The 19,555-nt window shown below is 41.6% G+C and carries 10 protein-coding genes; 9 read left to right on the forward strand and 1 reads right to left on the reverse strand.

All coding sequences use genetic code 11. The features are described from left to right. The first annotated feature begins 22 nt into the window (after positions 1-22). Together B9Y87_RS00870 and B9Y87_RS00875 are read left to right on the forward strand one after the other, a co-directional pair. On the forward strand, positions 23-1,843 hold the full coding sequence (locus B9Y87_RS00870) for a cytochrome c oxidase subunit I (protein ID WP_085495279.1): 1,821 nt from the start codon (positions 23-25) through the stop codon (positions 1,841-1,843). Between the two features lie 199 nt (positions 1,844-2,042). Further along, positions 2,043-2,867 (forward strand): GIN domain-containing protein, encoded by an 825-nt coding sequence (locus B9Y87_RS00875; RefSeq protein WP_176225569.1) that lies wholly within the window; start codon positions 2,043-2,045, stop codon positions 2,865-2,867. Here B9Y87_RS00875 and B9Y87_RS00880 read toward each other — a convergent pair. Further along, a complete protein-coding gene (locus B9Y87_RS00880) occupies positions 2,864-5,128 on the reverse strand; it encodes an acyl-CoA dehydrogenase family protein (RefSeq protein ID WP_085495283.1) in 2,265 nt (754 codons plus the stop codon). The genes B9Y87_RS00875 and B9Y87_RS00880 overlap by 4 nt on opposite strands. Before the next feature lie 259 nt (positions 5,129-5,387). Between B9Y87_RS00880 and ruvB the strand changes: the two genes are divergently transcribed. From ruvB to gcvH, 7 genes are all read left to right on the forward strand, one after another. Then, positions 5,388-6,410, forward strand: coding sequence for a Holliday junction branch migration DNA helicase RuvB (gene ruvB, locus B9Y87_RS00885; RefSeq protein ID WP_085495286.1), 1,023 nt, complete (start codon positions 5,388-5,390; stop codon positions 6,408-6,410). Between the two features lie 58 nt (positions 6,411-6,468). Then, on the forward strand, positions 6,469-7,791 hold the full coding sequence (locus B9Y87_RS00890) for a cytochrome P450 (RefSeq protein ID WP_245808616.1): 1,323 nt from the start codon (positions 6,469-6,471) through the stop codon (positions 7,789-7,791). Positions 7,792-7,796: 5 nt separating this feature from the next. After that, on the forward strand, positions 7,797-8,717 hold the full coding sequence (gene queG, locus B9Y87_RS00895; RefSeq protein WP_085495290.1) for a tRNA epoxyqueuosine(34) reductase QueG: 921 nt from the start codon (positions 7,797-7,799) through the stop codon (positions 8,715-8,717). A 209-nt stretch (positions 8,718-8,926) separates the two neighbouring features. Further along, a complete protein-coding gene (locus tag B9Y87_RS00900; RefSeq protein WP_085495291.1) occupies positions 8,927-11,221 on the forward strand; it encodes an NADP-dependent malic enzyme in 2,295 nt (764 codons plus the stop codon). A gap of 57 nt (positions 11,222-11,278) precedes the next feature. Next, positions 11,279-11,860, forward strand: coding sequence for a Holliday junction branch migration protein RuvA (ruvA, locus tag B9Y87_RS00905; RefSeq protein WP_085495294.1), 582 nt, complete (start codon positions 11,279-11,281; stop codon positions 11,858-11,860). Positions 11,861-11,865: 5 nt separating this feature from the next. Then, positions 11,866-19,047, forward strand: coding sequence for a T9SS outer membrane translocon Sov/SprA (gene sov / locus B9Y87_RS00910; RefSeq protein ID WP_085495296.1), 7,182 nt, complete (start codon positions 11,866-11,868; stop codon positions 19,045-19,047). A gap of 121 nt (positions 19,048-19,168) precedes the next feature. After that, on the forward strand, positions 19,169-19,549 hold the full coding sequence (gene gcvH, locus B9Y87_RS00915) for a glycine cleavage system protein GcvH (RefSeq protein WP_085495299.1): 381 nt from the start codon (positions 19,169-19,171) through the stop codon (positions 19,547-19,549). Positions 19,550-19,555: the final 6 nt, after the last annotated feature.

Below are 19,555 nucleotides of genomic sequence, written 5' to 3' on the forward strand. Positions count from 1 at the left end.
TAAAAAATTTAAAAATAGAACTATGTCTGTAACAGCTCACGCACACGTAGAAGACCATTCAGATGACCACGGACATCATCACAAAGAAACCTTTGTGACGAAGTATATTTTTAGTCAAGATCATAAAATGATTTCCAAGCAGTATTTAATTACTGGACTAATAATGGGATTCATAGGTATTATGATGTCACTGTTGTTTAGAATGCAGTTGGCATGGCCAGGGGAAGCTTTCCCTATTTTTGAAGCCATCCTGGGCAAATGGGCGCCAGGAGGGGTAATGGATGCGGATGTTTATTTGGCATTGGTAACCATTCACGGTACTATCATGGTATTCTTCGTTTTAACGGCGGGATTAAGTGGTACCTTTAGTAACTTGTTGATTCCACTTCAAATTGGGGCTAGGGATATGGCCTCAGGGTTCTTGAACATGGTTTCTTACTGGTTGTTCTTTTTATCCAGTGTAATTATGGTTATTTCCCTATTTGTTGAAGCGGGACCTGCTGCGGCCGGATGGACCGTATATCCACCACTTAGTGCACTACCGATGGCGCAACCTGGTTCCGGTATGGGTATGACACTTTGGTTGGTGGCTATGGCAATATTTATAGCATCTTCCTTATTGGGGTCATTGAACTATATTGTTACCGTAATTAACCTTAGGACCAAGGGAATGTCTATGACCAGACTTCCTCTTACTATATGGGCATTTTTTGTAACCGCTATCATAGGTGTTATTTCTTTCCCGGTGTTATTATCAGCTGCCTTGCTTTTGATAATGGATAGAAGCTTTGGTACTTCCTTCTTCTTGTCGGATATTTTTATCCAAGGGGAGGTTTTACATTATCAAGGTGGATCTCCAGTATTGTATGAGCATTTATTCTGGTTTTTAGGACATCCAGAGGTGTATATCGTTATCTTGCCTGCAATGGGTATGGTATCCGAGATTATGGCGGTAAACTCCCGTAAACCTATTTTTGGATATAGGGCAATGATTGCCTCTATCTTGGCAATTGCATTCTTGTCCACAATTGTATGGGGTCACCATATGTTTATTTCCGGAATGAATCCTTTCTTAGGTTCCGTGTTTACATTTACAACATTATTGATTGCAATTCCATCTGCGGTAAAGGCCTTTAACTGGATTACGACCTTGTGGAAAGGTAACCTTCAATTGAATCCTGGTATGCTATTTTCTATAGGAATGGTTTCCACTTTTATTTCCGGTGGATTAACTGGAATTATTCTTGGGGACAGTACCTTGGACATCAATGTCCACGATACGTACTTTGTGGTGGCCCACTTCCACTTGGTAATGGGTATATCGGCATTATACGGATTGTTTGCAGGTGTATATCACTGGTTCCCTAAAATGTTCGGAAAAATGATGAACAAGAATTTGGGTTATGTACATTTTTGGATTACGGCCGTATGTTCTTATGGTGTTTTCTTCCCGATGCATTTTGTTGGAATGGCCGGTGTACCACGTAGGTATTACGAGAATACCGCTTTTCCAATGTTTGATGACTTAACCGATATCCAGGTTTTAATGACGGTGTTTGCCCTTATTGCTGCCGGAGCTCAATTAATCTTTGCCTTTAACTTTATTAGAAGTATTTTCTACGGAAATAAGGCCGTTCAGAATCCATGGAAATCTACTAGCTTGGAGTGGACTACACCAGTAGAACATATCCACGGTAACTGGCCTGGAGCAATTCCTGAAGTACACAGATGGCCATATGATTATAGTAAAACCGATGATAATGGGGAATATATAATTCCAGGACAGGATTATGTACCTCAAACTATGCCGCTTTACGAAGGCGAGGAAGAGTTACAGCATTAATTATAGTAAAACAACAAATATTAAAAGTCCATCCCTAAGATGGACTTTTTTTGTACCTTCCATTTACATATATGAAATTCCAGATTCCTTTTGGAGTTGTGCACCAAATGAAATAATTGCATATTTGTGAAGATTCAATTTCATCGGATATCGTAGATTTTATAGTTAAAGACCTATTATGTATTATAAATCATTTGAAGTGAGACACATACTTTTATTTATCATCTTGTTGATTGGTTGTATGGTCTATTCCCAGCGAATACCAAAAATAAAAGGCAATAGAAATGTCATAGAGGTTAGGGAGTCCCTGGAACCTTTTAATGCCATTCAGTTAAATGATGATCTTGATATTAACCTTCAGGCCGCCGCTAGCGGGGAATACATTATAGAGGCAGACGATAATTTAATCGACATATTGAAATTTAAGGTCGAAAATGAAACGCTTATCATTAGTTCTTATTATAAGGTAACTTCCAAGAAGAAATTGAATATTACCGTTAATTTTAATGAATTGTTCCGGATCATTGCCAATGAGGGAAATATTGTGGTAAAGAACCGGTTTTCTACCGAGTTCCTAGAGGTAAATACCAGAGGTTCCGCTAGTGTGGAAATAGATGTGGATGCCGATGCCATGGAAATTACAATGAACGATAATAGTAGGGGCAATTTTAAGGTAGACAGCGATACTTTAAATATTCGCTTGGCCGAGAAATCCGATTTAAGATTGTTTGGGGTTATGGAAAGTACCGTTTTGGATATGCAACGTAATTCCAAGGCAGATTTGGAAGGTTTTACCAATGTTTTTCAATTTCATTTATTGGATAATTCCGACCTTAAGGCAAAAAGATTGGAAGCCAATTCTGTCCAGGCAAATTTGGTAGGCAGCTCTTCTGCAGAAGTCTTGTCAACGTCCACTGTGGACCTCAATTCCAAAGGATCGTCCAAAACCTACGTATTTGGTGACAGCAAAATTAGTCTACTGGAATTCCTGGATACCTCAGAGTTATATCGGCGCAAGAATTAACGACTAATTGGCGCCGTTAAGCAATGATCCGGAAAGCCAAAACCATCTACAAGAACGTCAATATGAGGTCTAAACTCGGTACTTAAACGCTCCACTCGCTGTCTTATGGCTTTGGATTTTGTGCCTCCCAAATAGCCTTGTTCCAGATACCATGAGGCATCTTCCCTAATTTCGGACAACGCAAAGAGGCATCCCAGTTTTTGAAAGAGCTGCTGGTGTTTCTTGTCTTCTATAGTTGCTGTAAACTGCAAATAGGTATTATAGGCCAACTCACAGCTGTAGGCTTTTCCCAAGGCTATTAAATGGGTTTGTACTTTTAAGAAGGCCTGATAGGTAGGAATCCCTTTCTTGATATAGTCCCTAATGCGCATAGCCGCCGAATAGGTTAACCTTCTTGTTCTATAGTCGAAGGCATGTTGGTGGAACTTAGGATTGTATAAATGCTCCTTATCTACCTTGTTAGCGTATATTGGATTTATAGTGACCAACTTGTCGCTTATTTGGGTGCCTAAAAGTTTAAATACAGCCGAAAATCCGGCGCTGTTAAATTCGGTATTGAAGTCGGACAAAATTCCCTTGGCGGCCATTTGCAGTAGTACGGTGTTGTCACCTTCAAAGGTGGTAAATATATCCACATCGGCCTTTAGGTCGGCAATTCTATTTTCTAAAAGGTAACCCTTTCCTCCACAAGCTTCACGACATTCCTGTATGGTTTCGTTGGCAAACCAGGTTATTATCGCCTTTAGGCCAGCTACCTGGGTCTCTATTTTTCGTTTATCCTTTATACTGTCATCACTATAGATGCGCATCATAGTATCCAATGTTGCCTGATATACATAAGATTTGGCTATGGCGGGGGTAAGCCTTAGTTGGTGCGATGGGTAATCCATGATCAAATCCTCTTGGATTTTCAGGTTATCGTTGAACTGCCTTCTTTGTAGTGCGTATTTTACGGCAATGGCTAGGGCCATCTTCGCTCCGCTCAATGCACCTTTGGCCACACAAATTCGTCCACCGACCAAGGTGCCTAACATGGTGAAAAAGCGTTTGTTTGGATTTTTTATGTCCGAATAATATGTGCCATCAGATTTTATGTCCCCATATTTATTCAATAGGTTTTCCCGTGGCACCTTAACTTGGTCGAACCATATTTTACCATTGTCTACGCCGTTGAGCCCTAATTTGTAACCATTGTCCTCAATACGTACGCCTGGCATAAGCCGATTGTCACTGTCCCTTAAAGGCACTAAAATGGCATGTACCCCATGATTTTTACCATCAACGATGAGTTGGGCAAAAACCGAGGCCATTGTACCGTGCAGTGCGTTGCCTATATATTCCTTGTTATCGTTCTTTCCTGGGGTATGGATGGTAATGTTGTCCTGTTCCTTGTTGTAGGTAGCGGTTGTCTTAATGCCCCTTACGTTGGATCCATGACCAGTTTCGGTCATGGCAAAACAGCCAAGTAATTCGGCTTTCCCAACAGCGGTCAAATATCGGTCATGATGCTTTTTTGTTCCCAGTTTCTGAATACTACCCCCAAAAAGCCCAAATTGTACCCCAAACTTTACAGTGAGGCTCCCGTCCGCATACATCAGGTTTTCAAAAATGGTGGCATATAATGGCATATTACCGGTTCCCCCATAGGCTTCCGGGTAGGCCATGGCTCCATATCCTGCCTCGGCCAAATACTGTACTTGGGTAAGTACCTTCTCTCTAAAGTTCTCCTTGTTCTTTATTATTTCCCATGAAAAAATGGAGTGCTTTAAGGTTTTCCTGAATTTATCTATCTCCCTTTGGTAAGTGCCTTTTTGGATTAGGTCTATTTTGGCAGGGTCGTAGTAATGGGACGTTTTTTCATGTACCACCTCCACTTCAAACAAATGATGGTAATGATTGGGCTGTATCCCAAGGTTTATTTCAATGGCCGATAAATTCTCATTGAAAATATGCTCCGAACCATTTTGTGATATTAATTTCTTGCTAAAAGAAGTTAAGGGATGGTTGTCTCCTTCCACCAATTTGATCCCCGAATTGGAAATGGCCCTTTGCCAAGATTTTATTTCACTATCCAAAGGTGGCTGTGCGGTGTTGAGCCAAGAAAATAAGGTTTCCCTGTCCTTTTCGGAAAGGTTTTGGTCCTCGTCGATTATCTTTTTTACCACGGCAATTTCTGAAATGGTCAAAAGATCATCGGACCAAATAACAAAAAAGAATGGTATATACTGCAGAATACTGGGTGGAAATGTTGTCTTTATCATAATATGAATTTACATTATTTTTTTAGTAAAACCAGTATATCAGTGGCTGTAGGCGTGTAAAATGTACAAGGCCATTTTGGCTCTCCCTACTATAGAGCTTACAATTCAATACTTCAAGTCTTGGTACGGGTAAATTTATTTAGGATTCTTGTTCTATTCAACAAAAGAAAGCGGATCACAATTAAATGGAAGGAATGTCCATGTCCTTAAAATGGTTTGATGGAAAAACTAATCCAATTTCCATTATCTTTGTTGGAGTATGAATGAGAACCTAGATCCTACGGCCAGTAATTTTTCTAACGAGGAATTCGATATAGAAAGAGCGTTGCGGCCCATTTCCTTTGATGATTTTACCGGGCAGGAACAAGTATTGGAAAACCTAAAAATATTTGTTCAGGCAGCTAATTTAAGGGGTGAAGCCTTAGATCACACCTTGTTCCATGGCCCTCCAGGTCTTGGCAAGACTACATTGGCCCATATCCTGGCCAACGAATTGGGAGTAGGTATCAAAATGACTTCGGGTCCGGTGTTGGATAAACCGGGGGATTTGGCCGGCTTACTTACCAATTTGGACGAAAGGGATGTTTTGTTCATCGATGAGATACACAGACTGAGTCCGATAGTGGAGGAATATTTATATTCTGCCATGGAGGATTATAAGATAGATATAATGATAGAATCGGGTCCCAATGCCCGATCGGTGCAGATTAATTTAAATCCTTTTACTTTAATTGGGGCCACAACCCGCTCTGGTTTGTTAACGGCTCCCATGAGGGCCCGTTTTGGTATTCAGAGCAGATTGCAATATTATTCCACAGAACTACTATCTACCATAGTGGAGCGCAGCGCTGAGATATTAAAGACTCCGATTACACAAGAGGCAGCCATTGAAATAGCTGGTAGAAGTAGGGGTACCCCCAGAATATGCAATGCCTTGTTAAGAAGGGTAAGAGACTTTGCACAAATTAAAGGAAATGGAAAAATCGATATTGAAATCTCACAGTTTGGCCTGAAGGCTTTAAATGTGGATGCCCATGGTTTGGATGAAATGGACAACAAGATATTGACCACCATTATAGACAAGTTTAAAGGAGGCCCTGTGGGGATTACAACTTTGGCTACTGCGGTCTCTGAAAGTGCAGAAACCATAGAGGAAGTTTATGAACCTTTTTTGATCCAACAGGGATTTATCATGAGGACCCCAAGAGGTAGGGAGGTTACTGAACTGGCCTATAGGCATTTGGGAAGGATAAAAGGCAATATACAAGGAGGTCTTTTTTGATGCTGTTATCACCAAGGGTTATTGTTGATAGCAACCCAACCTCTTATAAATAAGCAATTTGAAGTTAGTATCGCGATTTCGGGTCCTAAAAAATGCTAGGGGAATTTTAAAGAATCCTTTGCCCTTTCATCATGAAAATTTTGAGGCATATGGGGATTGTTTTAACGTGCAGTTAAGTTCCAAGGAAATAGTACTTTTTACCAGAAGTCCCGGACTAATAAGGCATATTCTTCAAAAACAACATAGGAAATACGAAAAGTCCACTTTGCAAACAGTGGATTTGGCCAGATACGTTGGTCATGGAATTTTAACTTCCCGTGGTGAGCATTGGCGTACACATAGAAGAATGGTGCAGCCTGCATTTCACAAGAAAAAGCTCCAGAATTTAATGGGGGTCATGAGGGAGGCCATACTTCTGGAACTGGATCGATTGGAACCTGGCCAGGAGATGGACATTTTTCCGCTCATGGGTGATCTTGCATTTCAGGTAGTTGCCAAATCCCTTTTTAGTAGTTCCGATATTCGCGAAAGGATGTCGCGACTCCAACACATTACCGAGGCCAATCAACGCATGTTGATCAAGGAAATGCGACAACCTTATCTAAAATGGTGGTATAGACTCAGTGGTAAAATTGATAAGCACCTGAAAATGGCCAGGGAAGGCAAGATGCTACTTTTGGATATTATTGAAGAACGGAGAAGATCTGGATTGGAAAAAGATGATTTGTTGGATATGCTCCTAAAGGCAAAATATGAAGACGGTTCACCTATGGCGGATGGGCAATTGTTGGATGAAGTATTGATCCTTTTTACCGCGGGCCATGAGACCACCGCCAACGCCCTTAGCTTTACTTTGTTTCTGTTGGCCAAAAATCCAACAGTCCAGGATCAGGTTTATAAGGAAGTGTCCAAAGTAAATCTGGGAGCTGGCACTATTGATTTGATGAAAGAAGTGATGCGGCTTCAATTGGTTAAACAATGTTTGGAAGAAGCGCTAAGACTATACCCGCCGGCTTATATAATAGATAGGGTGGCCATTGAAGATGATACCTTTGAGGATATTTCATTGCCAAAGGGCACCATGGTACTTATGTCCATTTACGAATTACATCGCTATGGCCATTTTTGGAATAGGCCACTGGAATTTGACCCAGGTAGATTTAAGGAAGGGGAGAAAAAGGATTACGGGGATTATTATTATCCATTCGGGGCCGGTCCCAGAATGTGTGTCGGCAATAACTTTGCCATGTATGAGATGATTATTGCCATAGCGGAAATTGTGAAGAAATATAATATATCCAGTACTTTGGAAAACATAGGGATCAATCCTTTGATTTCACTTAAGCCAAAGCGCGTACCTTTACTGTTTACCGAAAGATAATTTTTTTGAAGAACATTCATAAACATACCCAGCTTATCAAGGCCGAAGCCAAACGCCTCGGGTTTTTGTCCTGTGGTATTTCCAAAGCCCAATTTTTGGAGGAGGAAGCTCCTAGGCTGGAAAAGTGGCTTAACAAAAACATGCATGGGGAAATGGGATATATGGAAAACCATTTCGACAAGCGTTTAGATCCTACTAAATTGGTGGAAGGTTCAAAATCGGTCATTTCCCTTCTTCTGAATTACTTTCCGGGGGAGGTCCAAAATGAAAACACTTTTAAGGTGTCCAAATATGCTTACGGACAGGATTACCACCATGTAATTAAATCAAAGCTTAGAGAACTTCAAAATTATATCTCGGAAGAGATTGGAGAAGTAAACGGGAGGGCTTTTGTAGATTCGGCACCTGTCCTGGACAAGGCCTGGGCGGCAAAGAGCGGATTGGGTTGGATAGGAAAACACAGTAATCTGCTGACGCAGCAAGTAGGGTCTTTTTACTTTATAGCGGAATTGATCGTGGATTTGGAGTTGGAGTATGACCAGAGGGTGACAGATCATTGCGGTACCTGTACGGCCTGTATCGACGCCTGTCCCACACAGGCCATTGTACAGCCTTATGTGGTAGATGGTAGCAAGTGTATTTCTTACCTCACCATCGAATTAAAAAACGAGATTCCTTCGGAATTTAAAGGAAAAATGGATGATTGGATGTTTGGTTGTGATGTTTGCCAAGATGTATGCCCTTGGAACCGCTTCTCCAAATCACATCGCGAACCTTTGTTCGATCCCAATCCCCAGTTACTTTCAATGACCAAAAAGGAATGGGAGGAAATTACGGAGGATGTTTTTAAGAAGGTGTTCCAGAAATCAGCCGTAAAGCGCACCAAATTCTCCGGTTTAAAACGAAACATTGAGTTTTTGAAGTAGGACGGAAGTGCTATATATTGTCTGATCTTTTATCGTTTGCCAAAACTATCCCTTCCCTGGTAAAGTCTTCCTAGCCTTTTGGCCAGGGTATGGTTGGGAGGTTTGTAAATTGAAATACGCCACCCCTATTAAAACTATATTAGAATACTTTTTTAAATCCCTATAATTTAAAGAATACTGTTAACTTTGTTTTTCTAATACCACACTATATGAGCAAGCAAAAGACAAGAAGGGAAGCACTGGTGTATCACGCCAAACCACAACCTGGGAAAATAAAAATAGTTCCAACCAAGCCTTATGCAACCCAAAGGGATCTGGGACTTGCTTATTCGCCCGGAGTGGCCGAGCCCTGTCTTGAAATTGCCAAGAACAAGGATAATGTGTATAAGTACACGGCCAAAGGAAATATAGTGGCCGTAATATCCAATGGAACTGCAGTGCTGGGATTGGGAGATATAGGTCCCGAGGCTTCAAAACCGGTGATGGAAGGTAAGTGCCTCTTATTTAAGATTTTCGCAGATATTGACGGAATAGATATTGAGCTGGACACCACCGATGTGGAAAAGTTCATAGAAACGGTTAAGATCATTGCGCCAACATTCGGAGGGATAAATTTGGAGGACATAAAGGCTCCTGAAGCTTTTGAAATTGAAAGACGTTTAAAGGAAGAGCTGGATATTCCGGTAATGCACGACGATCAACACGGAACGGCTATAATATCGGCTGCAGCCCTATTGAACGCTTTGGTGCTTACCAATAAAAAAATTGGTGAAGTCCGTATAGTAGTAAGCGGGGCCGGTGCGGCTGCCGTTTCCTGTACCCGATTGTACAAGGCCTTTGGGGCAAAGGACGAAAATATAGTAATGTTGGATAGCAAGGGGGTTATCCGCAGGGATAGGGAGAACCTGTCCTCAGAGAAATTGGAGTTTGCCACGGACAGAAAGATCGATACCTTGGAAGAGGCCATGAAAGACGCCGATGTTTTTATTGGACTTTCTGTGAAAGATATCGTTTCCGTGGAAATGCTCTTGTCCATGGCCAAAGATCCTATAGTATTTGCCATGGCCAATCCAGATCCGGAAATAGATTATAACCTGGCCATAAAAACTAGAAAGGATATCATTATGGCCACTGGTAGGTCCGACCATCCTAATCAAGTGAACAACGTGCTGGGGTTCCCGTTTATTTTTAGGGGTGCATTGGACGTGAGGGCTACCAAGATTAATGAAGCTATGAAAATGGCAGCCGTTAAGGCTTTGGCCGAGCTAACCAAAGAGCCCGTTCCGGAACAGGTGAATATCGCCTACGGACAAACAAGGTTGACCTTTGGGCGCGATTATATAATTCCAAAACCCTTTGACCCCAGATTGATTTCTGAAATTCCACCTGCCGTAGCAAAGGCGGCCATGGAAAGTGGCGTGGCCAAAATGCCCATTGATGATTGGGATAAATATAGGGAGGAACTATTGCAGCGCTCCGGGAACGATAATAAAATAGTGCGTTTGCTGCACGATCGTGCCCGAATGAATCCTAAAAAAATTGTTTACGCGGAGGCCGATCATCTGGACGTCCTAAAAGCGGCTCAAATTGCCTATGAAGAAGGGTTGGCAACGCCGATATTATTGGGGAATAAAGCCATTATTGCGGAATTGATGAAGGAACTCGAATTCGATGCCGATATTTTGGTTATTGATTCCCATGCCGACGAAGCCAATGATAAAAGAAATCATTATGCCTCCAAATATTTTGAAAATAGACAGCGCAGTGGGGTAAGTCTGTTTGGTGCCCGTGCGAAGATGCGGGAGCGCAACTATTTTGCGGCCATGATGGTATTGGAAGGAGATGCTGATGGTATGATTTCCGGATATTCCAGGGCATACCCAACTGTGGTGAAACCAGTATTTGAGGTAATAGGCAGAGCCGCAAATGTTAAGAAGGTTTCTACCGTAAATATTATGATTACCGAAAGGGGTCCATTGTTTTTAGCCGATACTTCCATCAATATTGACCCCAGTGCAGAGGAAATCGCGGAAATTGCAAAGATGACCGCCAATGTTGCGGTAACATTTGGCTTTAACCCGGTCATGGCCCTATTGTCCTATGCCAATTTCGGATCTTCAACACATCCACGGGCTACCAAGGTAAAGGAGGCCGTAAAAATATTGCATACCTCCAATCCTGAACTGGTAGTTGATGGGGAACTTCAAATCGACTTTGCCTTGAACAAAGAATTGCACCAGGGTAAATTTCCCTTTTCCAAATTGTCCGGTAAAAAAGTAAACACCCTTATTTTTCCAAATTTGGAGTCGGCCAACATTACCTATAAGCTACTTAAGGAACTCAACCAAGCGGATTCCATTGGTCCTATCATGGTAGGTTTAAGACGTTCCGTACACATTCTTCAATTAGGCGCCAGTGTAGACGAGATGGTCAATATGACCGCTGTGGCGGTTATTGATGCCCAGGAAAGGGAGAAACGGAAATTGGCAAGAACACAAAAATAAATAGTTTAAATAATTCTAGTTTCAAGATACGTTGAAACATGAAACCAGTAATATCCAATGATTACCCATTTAAAAGGAAAACTTGTTGAAAAAAATCCCACGCATATTGTAATCGAATGTGCCGGAGTGGGATATTTTGTAAATATTTCGTTGCACACGTTTTCAAAAATTGGCGATTCGGAAAGCATTCAGCTGTACACCCATTTACAGGTAAAGGAAGATTCACATACGTTGTTCGGCTTCTTCGAGAAGTCCGAAAGGGAAATATTTAGATTGCTTTTATCCGTATCCGGAATAGGATCCAGTACGGCTAGAACTATGTTGTCCTCCCTGTCCCCAGCTCAAATAAGGGATGCCATAGCAACGGGAGACGTGCCCACTATCCAAGGAATAAAGGGTATCGGTGCCAAAACGGCACAAAGGGTAATTCTGGACCTAAAGGACAAGGTTTTAAAAGTCTACGATATTGATGAACTTTCCGCCCAACCAAACAATACAAATAAAGATGAAGCGTTATCTGCATTAGAGGTTCTTGGTTTTGTCCGCAAGCAAGCTGAAAAGGTTGTGGATAAAGTAGTTGCCCAAGACCCTGGACTAAGCGTAGAGGACATTATAAAATTTGCGCTTAAAAATTTATAACAAGTTTGAAAAAAGGGGCAAAATTTTATCTTAAATCATCATTTAAGCTTACTATCCTACTATTTATTTTCTTGGGCACCATGGGTACTTCCCTTGCCCAGGAGGTAGAAGGGGAAGATGCAATTGAGCAGGAAGTGGATTCACTAAAAACTGGTGTTGCTCTGGGGAAACTGAAAATGGAAAACCCGGACAGCATAGTTTCAAAATATACGTATGACCCTAATCTGGACCGATATATCTACACGGTAAGTGTTGGGGATTTTGATATCAACTATCCCGTTATCCTTACCCCGGACCAATATTTGGAGCTTGTACGCCGCGAGGGTATGAAGTCCTATTTTAAGGAAAAAATCGATGCTTTTTCTGGCAAAAAGGAGGGTAGTGATGCGGCCCGTAAAAATTTACTTCCCAATTTCTATGTAAATAACAGCTTTTTTGAAAGTGTCTTTGGAGGTAATACCATTGAAGTGATTCCACAAGGATCGGTGGCGATGGATCTTGGGGTTATATGGCAAAAAAACGACAATCCATCCCTTTCCCCGCGTAACCGGACCAACCTTTCCTTTGATTTTGACCAACGGATAAGCCTAAGTATGTTGGGAAAAATTGGGGAGCGCCTGCAGGTAACTGCCAATTATGATACCGAGGCTACCTTTGATTTTCAAAATTTGGTCAAGTTGGACTACACACCATCTGAAGACGATATACTTCAGAAGATCGAAGTTGGTAATGTTAGTATGCCTCTTAATAGCTCCTTGATAACGGGGGCACAGAGCCTTTTTGGGGTAAAGACCGAACTGCAATTTGGGAAGACCAGGGTTACGGCCGTATTTTCGGAACAAAGATCCCAGAGCAATACTGTAGTGGCACAAGGAGGAGGTACGGTGAACGACTTTGAGCTAAGGGCCCAGGATTACGATGCCGATAAACACTTTTTCTTGGCCCATTATTTTAGGGATAATTATGATGCTGCGCTTGTTAATTATCCTTATATAAGGAGCCAGGTCCAGATTACAAGGTTGGAAGTATGGATTACCAATAGGAGCCAGCAAACTGTGAATATTAGGAACGTTGTTGCGATCCAGGATTTGGGGGAAGTACAGCCAGAAAAGACAAGGATAGGGCAGAACAATGGAGATCCGGCTGGATTCTTTAATAGTTCCGCTGCCGGGAATTTGCCGAGGAACGGTGCCAATGATTTTGATCCTCTCCAAATTGGGTCTGGAGGAGCTCTAACAACCAATATTCGCGATATAGCCACTGTTCAATCGGGTTTTAATGTGCCTGGGTACACTGTGAATCAGGGGTTTGATTATGCTATTTTGGAGAATGCCAGAAAATTGGAGCAGGGAAGGGACTTTACCTTTAATTCCCAATTGGGATACATATCCCTAAACCAAAGGTTGAGCAATGATGAAGTTTTGGGGGTCGCCTTTCAATATACTTACAACGGGGAGGTCTATCAAGTGGGGGAGTTTGCCAATGGAGGTGTGGATGCCACTACGGTATCTGCAGGGGCAGAAATACCGGTAAACAACAATACCCTGATCCTTAAATTGTTAAAAAGTAATATTACCAATGTTGTAGATCCTATATGGGATCTGATGATGAAGAATATATATGCGACTGGCGCTTACCAATTGAGTCAGGAAGATTTTAAGTTGAACATTTTATATGCGGAAACCACTCCCAGAAATTATATTACCCCGGTAGAATCAGGTGTTGGTTCTGGATGGCCATCTTCCCCTAAACCGTTGGAGGATAGGATATTGTTGGATGTCTTTAATTTGGATAGGCTAAATGCGTATAATGATCTGCAAAGTGGAGGGGATGGTTTTTTCGATTATGTGGAAGGCATTACCATAAACTCTCAAACGGGGAGCATTATATTTACAAAAGTTGAACCTTTTGGGGAGTATTTATTTAACCTTTTGGGTGGTGGTACCTATGACGTGGACAATGATCAAGGTTATAATGCCAATCAACAGAAGTACGTCTTTAGGAATATGTACTCGCTTCCAACGGCGGCCGCCCAACAGGACGCGGATAAGAATAGGTTTATTCTAAAAGGTACCTATAAATCACAGGGAACGAATGGGATACCTATTGGGGCATTCAATGTTCCGCAGGGATCCGTAAGGGTTACTGCCGGTGGTAGGCAGTTGCAGGAAGGTATAGATTACACTGTAAATTATCAGTCGGGAACGGTGCAGATTTTGGACCCAAGCTTGGAGGCTTCCAATACGCCCATCAATATTTCTGTGGAGAACAATGCGGTTTTTGGACAGCAGACCAGACGTTTTACCGGTGTAAATGTGGAGCATCAATTCAACAAAAATTTTGTGCTTGGAGGTACTTTGCTCAATTTGAATGAAAAACCCTTGACACAGAAATCCAATTATGGAATAGAGCCTGTAAACAATACAATATTTGGCCTCAATAGTAATTTTTCCACTGAGGTGCCATTTTTGACCAGATTGGTCAATAAATTGCCAAATATAGATACGGACGTCCCTTCCAACTTGTCTGTTCGTGGGGAAGTTGCCTTCTTAAGTCCAAGCTCTCCCAAGAATGCGGATTTTGAAGGGGAAACCACAACCTATTTGGACGATTTTGAAGGAGCTCAATCACTTATAGATATCCGTTCGTTTCTTGGTTGGTCCATGGCGAGTCCACCCGTGGAATTTACGAACACGGTCAATAGTGTAGAGTCTGGATTTGGTAGGGCAAAAATGGCCTGGTATACCGTGGATCCTATTTTTTATTCCAATCAGCGACCTACTGCGTTGAACGATGATGATATTTCCACAAACGAGACCAGAAGAATCTATATTCAGGATGTTTTTAATCAGGATGTTGCCCAAGGACAGACTTTGGCCCAAAATACTTTGGACATTGCCTATTACCCCGATATGAAAGGTCCCTACAATGCAAATCCAAATTTTACTACGGAACAGCCCCAGGATAAATGGGCGGGGATAATGAGATCGTTGAGCAGTACCAACTTTGAGCAGTCCAACGTGGAATACGTTCAGTTTTGGGTATTGGATCCTTATGTGGATGGTATAGCAACAAGTGCAGGGGATTTGGTGATCAACCTAGGGAATATTTCCGAGGATATTTTGCCCGATGGAAGGAAGCAGTATGAAAATGGTTTGCCTGTAGACCCCGTGTCCAATGACCTTACCTATAAAACGAATTGGGGAAAGGTTCCTGCAACCCAATCTTTGATATATGCCTTTGATGCTGATGAGAATAACAGAGGTTTACAGGATATTGGTTTTGATGGTCTAACGGATGCAGAGGAGGCTACTTATACCTTTGAGGGCGGAATTACCTATAATGGTCCGGCGGAAGATCCGGCATTGGATAATTACGAGTACTTTTTGAACAGGGAAGGTAGTATTTTGGAAAGATATCTTAATTACAATAACCCCGATGGGAACTCTCCGGTACAATTGAGCAATTCCGATAGGGGGTCCACAACTTTGCCCGATGTAGAGGATATAGACAGGGACGGAACCATGAATACGGTTAATAGTTATTACGAATACCGTATTAATATTAAACCAGGGACTACTGTTAATGATAAGTATGTAACGGATATTAAGGAAGGGGTTACCAGGTCTTTGCCCAACGGCAATACCTTGAACGAACGATGGATACAGTACAAGATACCTTTGTCCGATTTTACGGATGCGGTTGGCGGTATAAGCGATTTTAGGTCCATAAGCTTTATGCGGATGTACCTAACAGGGTTTTCAAGTAATGTGGTATTGCGTTTTGCCACCTTGGACCTAGTGCGCGGGGATTGGCGTACATATGCCAAATCTTTGCAACCAGATGTAGATGGGGATCCTACCGATGATGGTACCTTGGTGGATGTTAATGCCGTGAACATAGAGGAAAATGCTGCCCGAACCCCAATACCTTATGTTTTGCCTCCTGGTGTACAACGTGAAAGGCTGAACAACAACAATACCATTATAAGGCAGAATGAACAATCATTGTCATTTGTAGTGGAGAACTTGGAACCTCAGGATTCCAGGGGAGTCTTCAAAAATTTGGATATCGATGTAAGGCAATATAAACGCTTAAAGATGTTTATGCACGCCGAAGAAATTGTAGATTCGGATTATGCCGATGATGAGACGCCCTTGGTTGGGTTTATTAGGATAGGTTCGGATTTTACCCAAAATTATTATCAAATAGAATTGCCCTTACAGCTAACGCCTCACGGCGCAAGTTCCGAAAGTGAGATATGGCCCGATGTAAATGAACTGGACCTTTCTTTGGATGACCTGTCCAAGGTGAAATCTGCCGGAATAGCTGCCCAAACCCTTAGCACCATTAATTATTATGAAATAGACAATGGTGAGGTCGTACAGGTAAATGAATTTGATCCACGAACATTAGGTAAAGTGCGAATTGGTATTCGTGGAAATCCTTCCTTGGGAGCTATTAGGAGTATGATGGTAGGTGTTAAGAACGATGACAACCTTCCGGCTAGGGGAGAGGTATGGTTTAATGAATTGCGCCTATCGGGATTGGATAATAACGGGGGATGGGCCGCTATAGCTGCTATGGATATGAACATGGCAGATTTTGCCAATGTGTCCGCTACTGGTAGCAAAAGTACTTCGGGCTTCGGGGCTATAGATCAGATGCCTAATGAACGGGCACGTGAAGATGCCATTTCCTATGACGTGGTCACCAATGTGAATATTGGTCAATTGTTTCCAAAAAAGTGGGGTCTGCAGTTGCCTTTTAATTATGGAATTTCGGAGCAGTTGATTACCCCAGAATTTGACCCTGTCTATGACGATCTAAAATTGGAAGATCGTATTGCGGCTGCCGAAACACCAGAAGATGCCGAGGCAATAAGACAGCAGGCTGAAGATTATACCAAAAGGACCAGTATAAATTTTATTGGGGTAAGAAAGGATAGGGGCGAAGAGGCGGAGGCCAATTTTTATGACATTGAGAACTTCACCTTTAATTATTCCTATAACGAAGTTAACCATAGGGATTTTGAGATCGATGAGCTAAGGGATCAGAATGTGGTAACCGGTTTTGTTTATAACCATAATTTTAAACCTCTACCAATAGAACCATTTGCCAAGAAGGATTCCCTGTTTACCGGGAAATATTGGAAGTGGCTAAAAGAATTGAATCTAAATGTGCTGCCTGCCAGTGTTTCGTTGCAATCCAATATTAACAGATCCTTTAATCAACAAAAGTTTAGGGATGTTTTTGAACCTGGGGTAGAAAAGTTGGAACTGCCATTTCTACAGCAAAGGAATTATCTTTTCAATTGGCAATATGCCATCAACTATAGTCTAACAAAATCCTTGCGGTTAAACCTTACCGCTTCCAACAACAATATTGTAAGGAATTATTTTTCGGAAGATGGTAATCCGGATTCGGAAATTGATCAGGCTTTGGGTTTGTGGGACGGATTTTTCGATCTTGGGGAGCCCAACAGGCATTCCCAGGAAATGCAATTGAATTATGAATTGCCCCTGAACAAAATTCCTGCTTTCGATTTTATAAGTGCCCAATATACCTATACCAGTAATTTTGACTGGCAAAGGGGAGGGGATGCATTGAACGAAGTGGCCGGAGAGGATATAAATACGGTTCAGAATGCCAGTACTCATAATTTAACGGCATCCTTGACCATGCAAAAGTTCTATGATTTCCTTGGTTTAGGTAGGAAGGATACCAAAGGCGCAGTTGCAAAGCCCACTCGTTTGGATAAGGCCGGCAACCCGGCATCCAATGAAAATGCCAAAAACGATAAAAAGGCAGGCGGGTCTGGCTACAATGCATTTATAGATGTACTTACCATGGTAAAACGTGTCAACGTAACCTACAGTCAGAACAATGGTAAGGTTTTACCAGGTTATACCAGGTCTGTAGGCTTTATTGGTACTGCAAAGCCAACCATAGGATTTGTTTTTGGTAGTCAGGCTGATGTGAGGTACGAGGCGGCCAGAAACGGATGGCTGACCACCTTCCCTGAATTTAACCAACAATACATTCAGAATACCAACAAACAGTTAAATATAACGGCAACGGCGCAACCTACTAGGGATTTAACAATAGATCTTGTGGCCGATAGACAAATGTCCGAAAGTTACCAAGAGACTTTTAACGTAGAGGATTTGGGCAATGACACATTTGAATATGTGAACCTTCTAGGAAACAACTACGGTAATTTTAGTATTTCCACCTTAATGATCGGTACTGTTTTTAATAAGAGTGATGAATTTAGTTCGGAGAGTTTTCAAACCTTTAAGGACAATAGGATTACAATAGCCAATAGGATTGTTACCCAAAGAAACCATGACACCGGTGAGGTGGATGAAGATGGTTTTCCGGAGAGATATGGTAAGACGAGCCAAGATGTTCTTTTGCCTGCTTTTTTTGCCGCTTATACAGGTAAGGACCCTAATAAGGTGAGTTTGGATGCTTTTAGAAGTATTCCCATTCCCAATTGGAACATTAAATATACCGGATTAATGCGCAACCCTTGGTTTAAGAAGAAATTTAAACGTTTTTCCCTTAGTCACGGCTATAGGGCGGCGTACAGTATAAATTCGTTTCAGACCAATTTAACGCGTACTCAGTTGCTCAATGAGGGTATGGAGCCGATAAACTCTGAAAACCAGGATTTTTTACCGGTCAACATTATGAACAATGTGGTGCTTACGGATCAGTTTAACCCATTGGTGAGAGTGGATTTTGAAATGCAGAACTCCCTTAGTATACTTGCCGAGATTAGAACGGATAGGGCATTGTCCTTAAGTTTTGATAATAGTTTAATGACAGAGATCAATGGCAAGGAATATACCGTAGGACTTGGGTATCGTTTTAAGGATGTAAAATTTGTAACCAATATAGGTGGTGAGCAGCAACGCTTAAAAGGGGATTTGAATCTTAAGGCAGACGTTACCCTTAGGGATAATATCACCATTATAAGAAACTTGGACATAGATAACAATCAAATTACTTCCGGACAAAATTTAATGTCCATAAAATTTGTGGCCGATTATGCCTTGAGCAAGAATTTGAACGCACTGTTTTTCTACGATCATTCCTTTTCCAAATTTGCAGTATCCACTGCTTTTCCCCAAACATCTATAAATACAGGATTTACATTGAGGTATAATTTTGGGAACTAGTTTAAACAAGTAGGGGTGTTGGTTAATGAATTTAATTTCCAAGTGGACCAAAAAGTTTAAATGAGTTTTTTGATTAACAAAAGATATTCTTTTACATTTGTTGCCTTAACAAATTTAGATAATGAATATACCTTCAGATTTAAAGTACACAAAAGACCATGAATGGGTCAGAATAGAAGGCGATACCGCTATAGTCGGGATTACTGATTTTGCCCAAGGGGAACTAGGGGATATTGTTTATGTGGAAGTGGAGACCTTGGACGAAACCTTGGATAAGGATGAGGTTTTTGGAACGGTTGAGGCCGTAAAGACGGTTTCCGATCTTTTTCTTCCCTTAAGCGGGGAAATTATAGCTTTTAATGAATCGCTTGAAGATGAGCCGGAAAAGGTAAATACCGATCCTTATGGTGATGGTTGGATCATTAAAGTAAAAATTAGCGATTCTTCCGAAGTAGATGGCTTACTTAACGATACGGAGTACAAAGAACTTGTAGGTGCTTAAAAAATA

Source organism: Arenibacter troitsensis, from assembly GCF_900177645.1.
Lineage (GTDB): Bacteria > Bacteroidota > Bacteroidia > Flavobacteriales > Flavobacteriaceae > Arenibacter > Arenibacter troitsensis.

Excerpts from the sequence above, each read along its gene's own strand:
- B9Y87_RS00870 (WP_085495279.1), top strand. The coding sequence starts at position 23 with ATGTCTGTAACAGCTCACGCACACGTAGAAGACCATTCAGATGACCAC.
- B9Y87_RS00880 (WP_085495283.1), bottom strand. The coding sequence starts at position 5,128 with ATGATAAAGACAACATTTCCACCCAGTATTCTGCAGTATATACCATTC.
- ruvB (WP_085495286.1), top strand. The coding sequence starts at position 5,388 with ATGAATGAGAACCTAGATCCTACGGCCAGTAATTTTTCTAACGAGGAA.
- B9Y87_RS00900 (WP_085495291.1), top strand. The coding sequence starts at position 8,927 with ATGAGCAAGCAAAAGACAAGAAGGGAAGCACTGGTGTATCACGCCAAA.
- ruvA (WP_085495294.1), top strand. The coding sequence starts at position 11,279 with ATGATTACCCATTTAAAAGGAAAACTTGTTGAAAAAAATCCCACGCAT.
- gcvH (WP_085495299.1), top strand. The coding sequence starts at position 19,169 with ATGAATATACCTTCAGATTTAAAGTACACAAAAGACCATGAATGGGTC.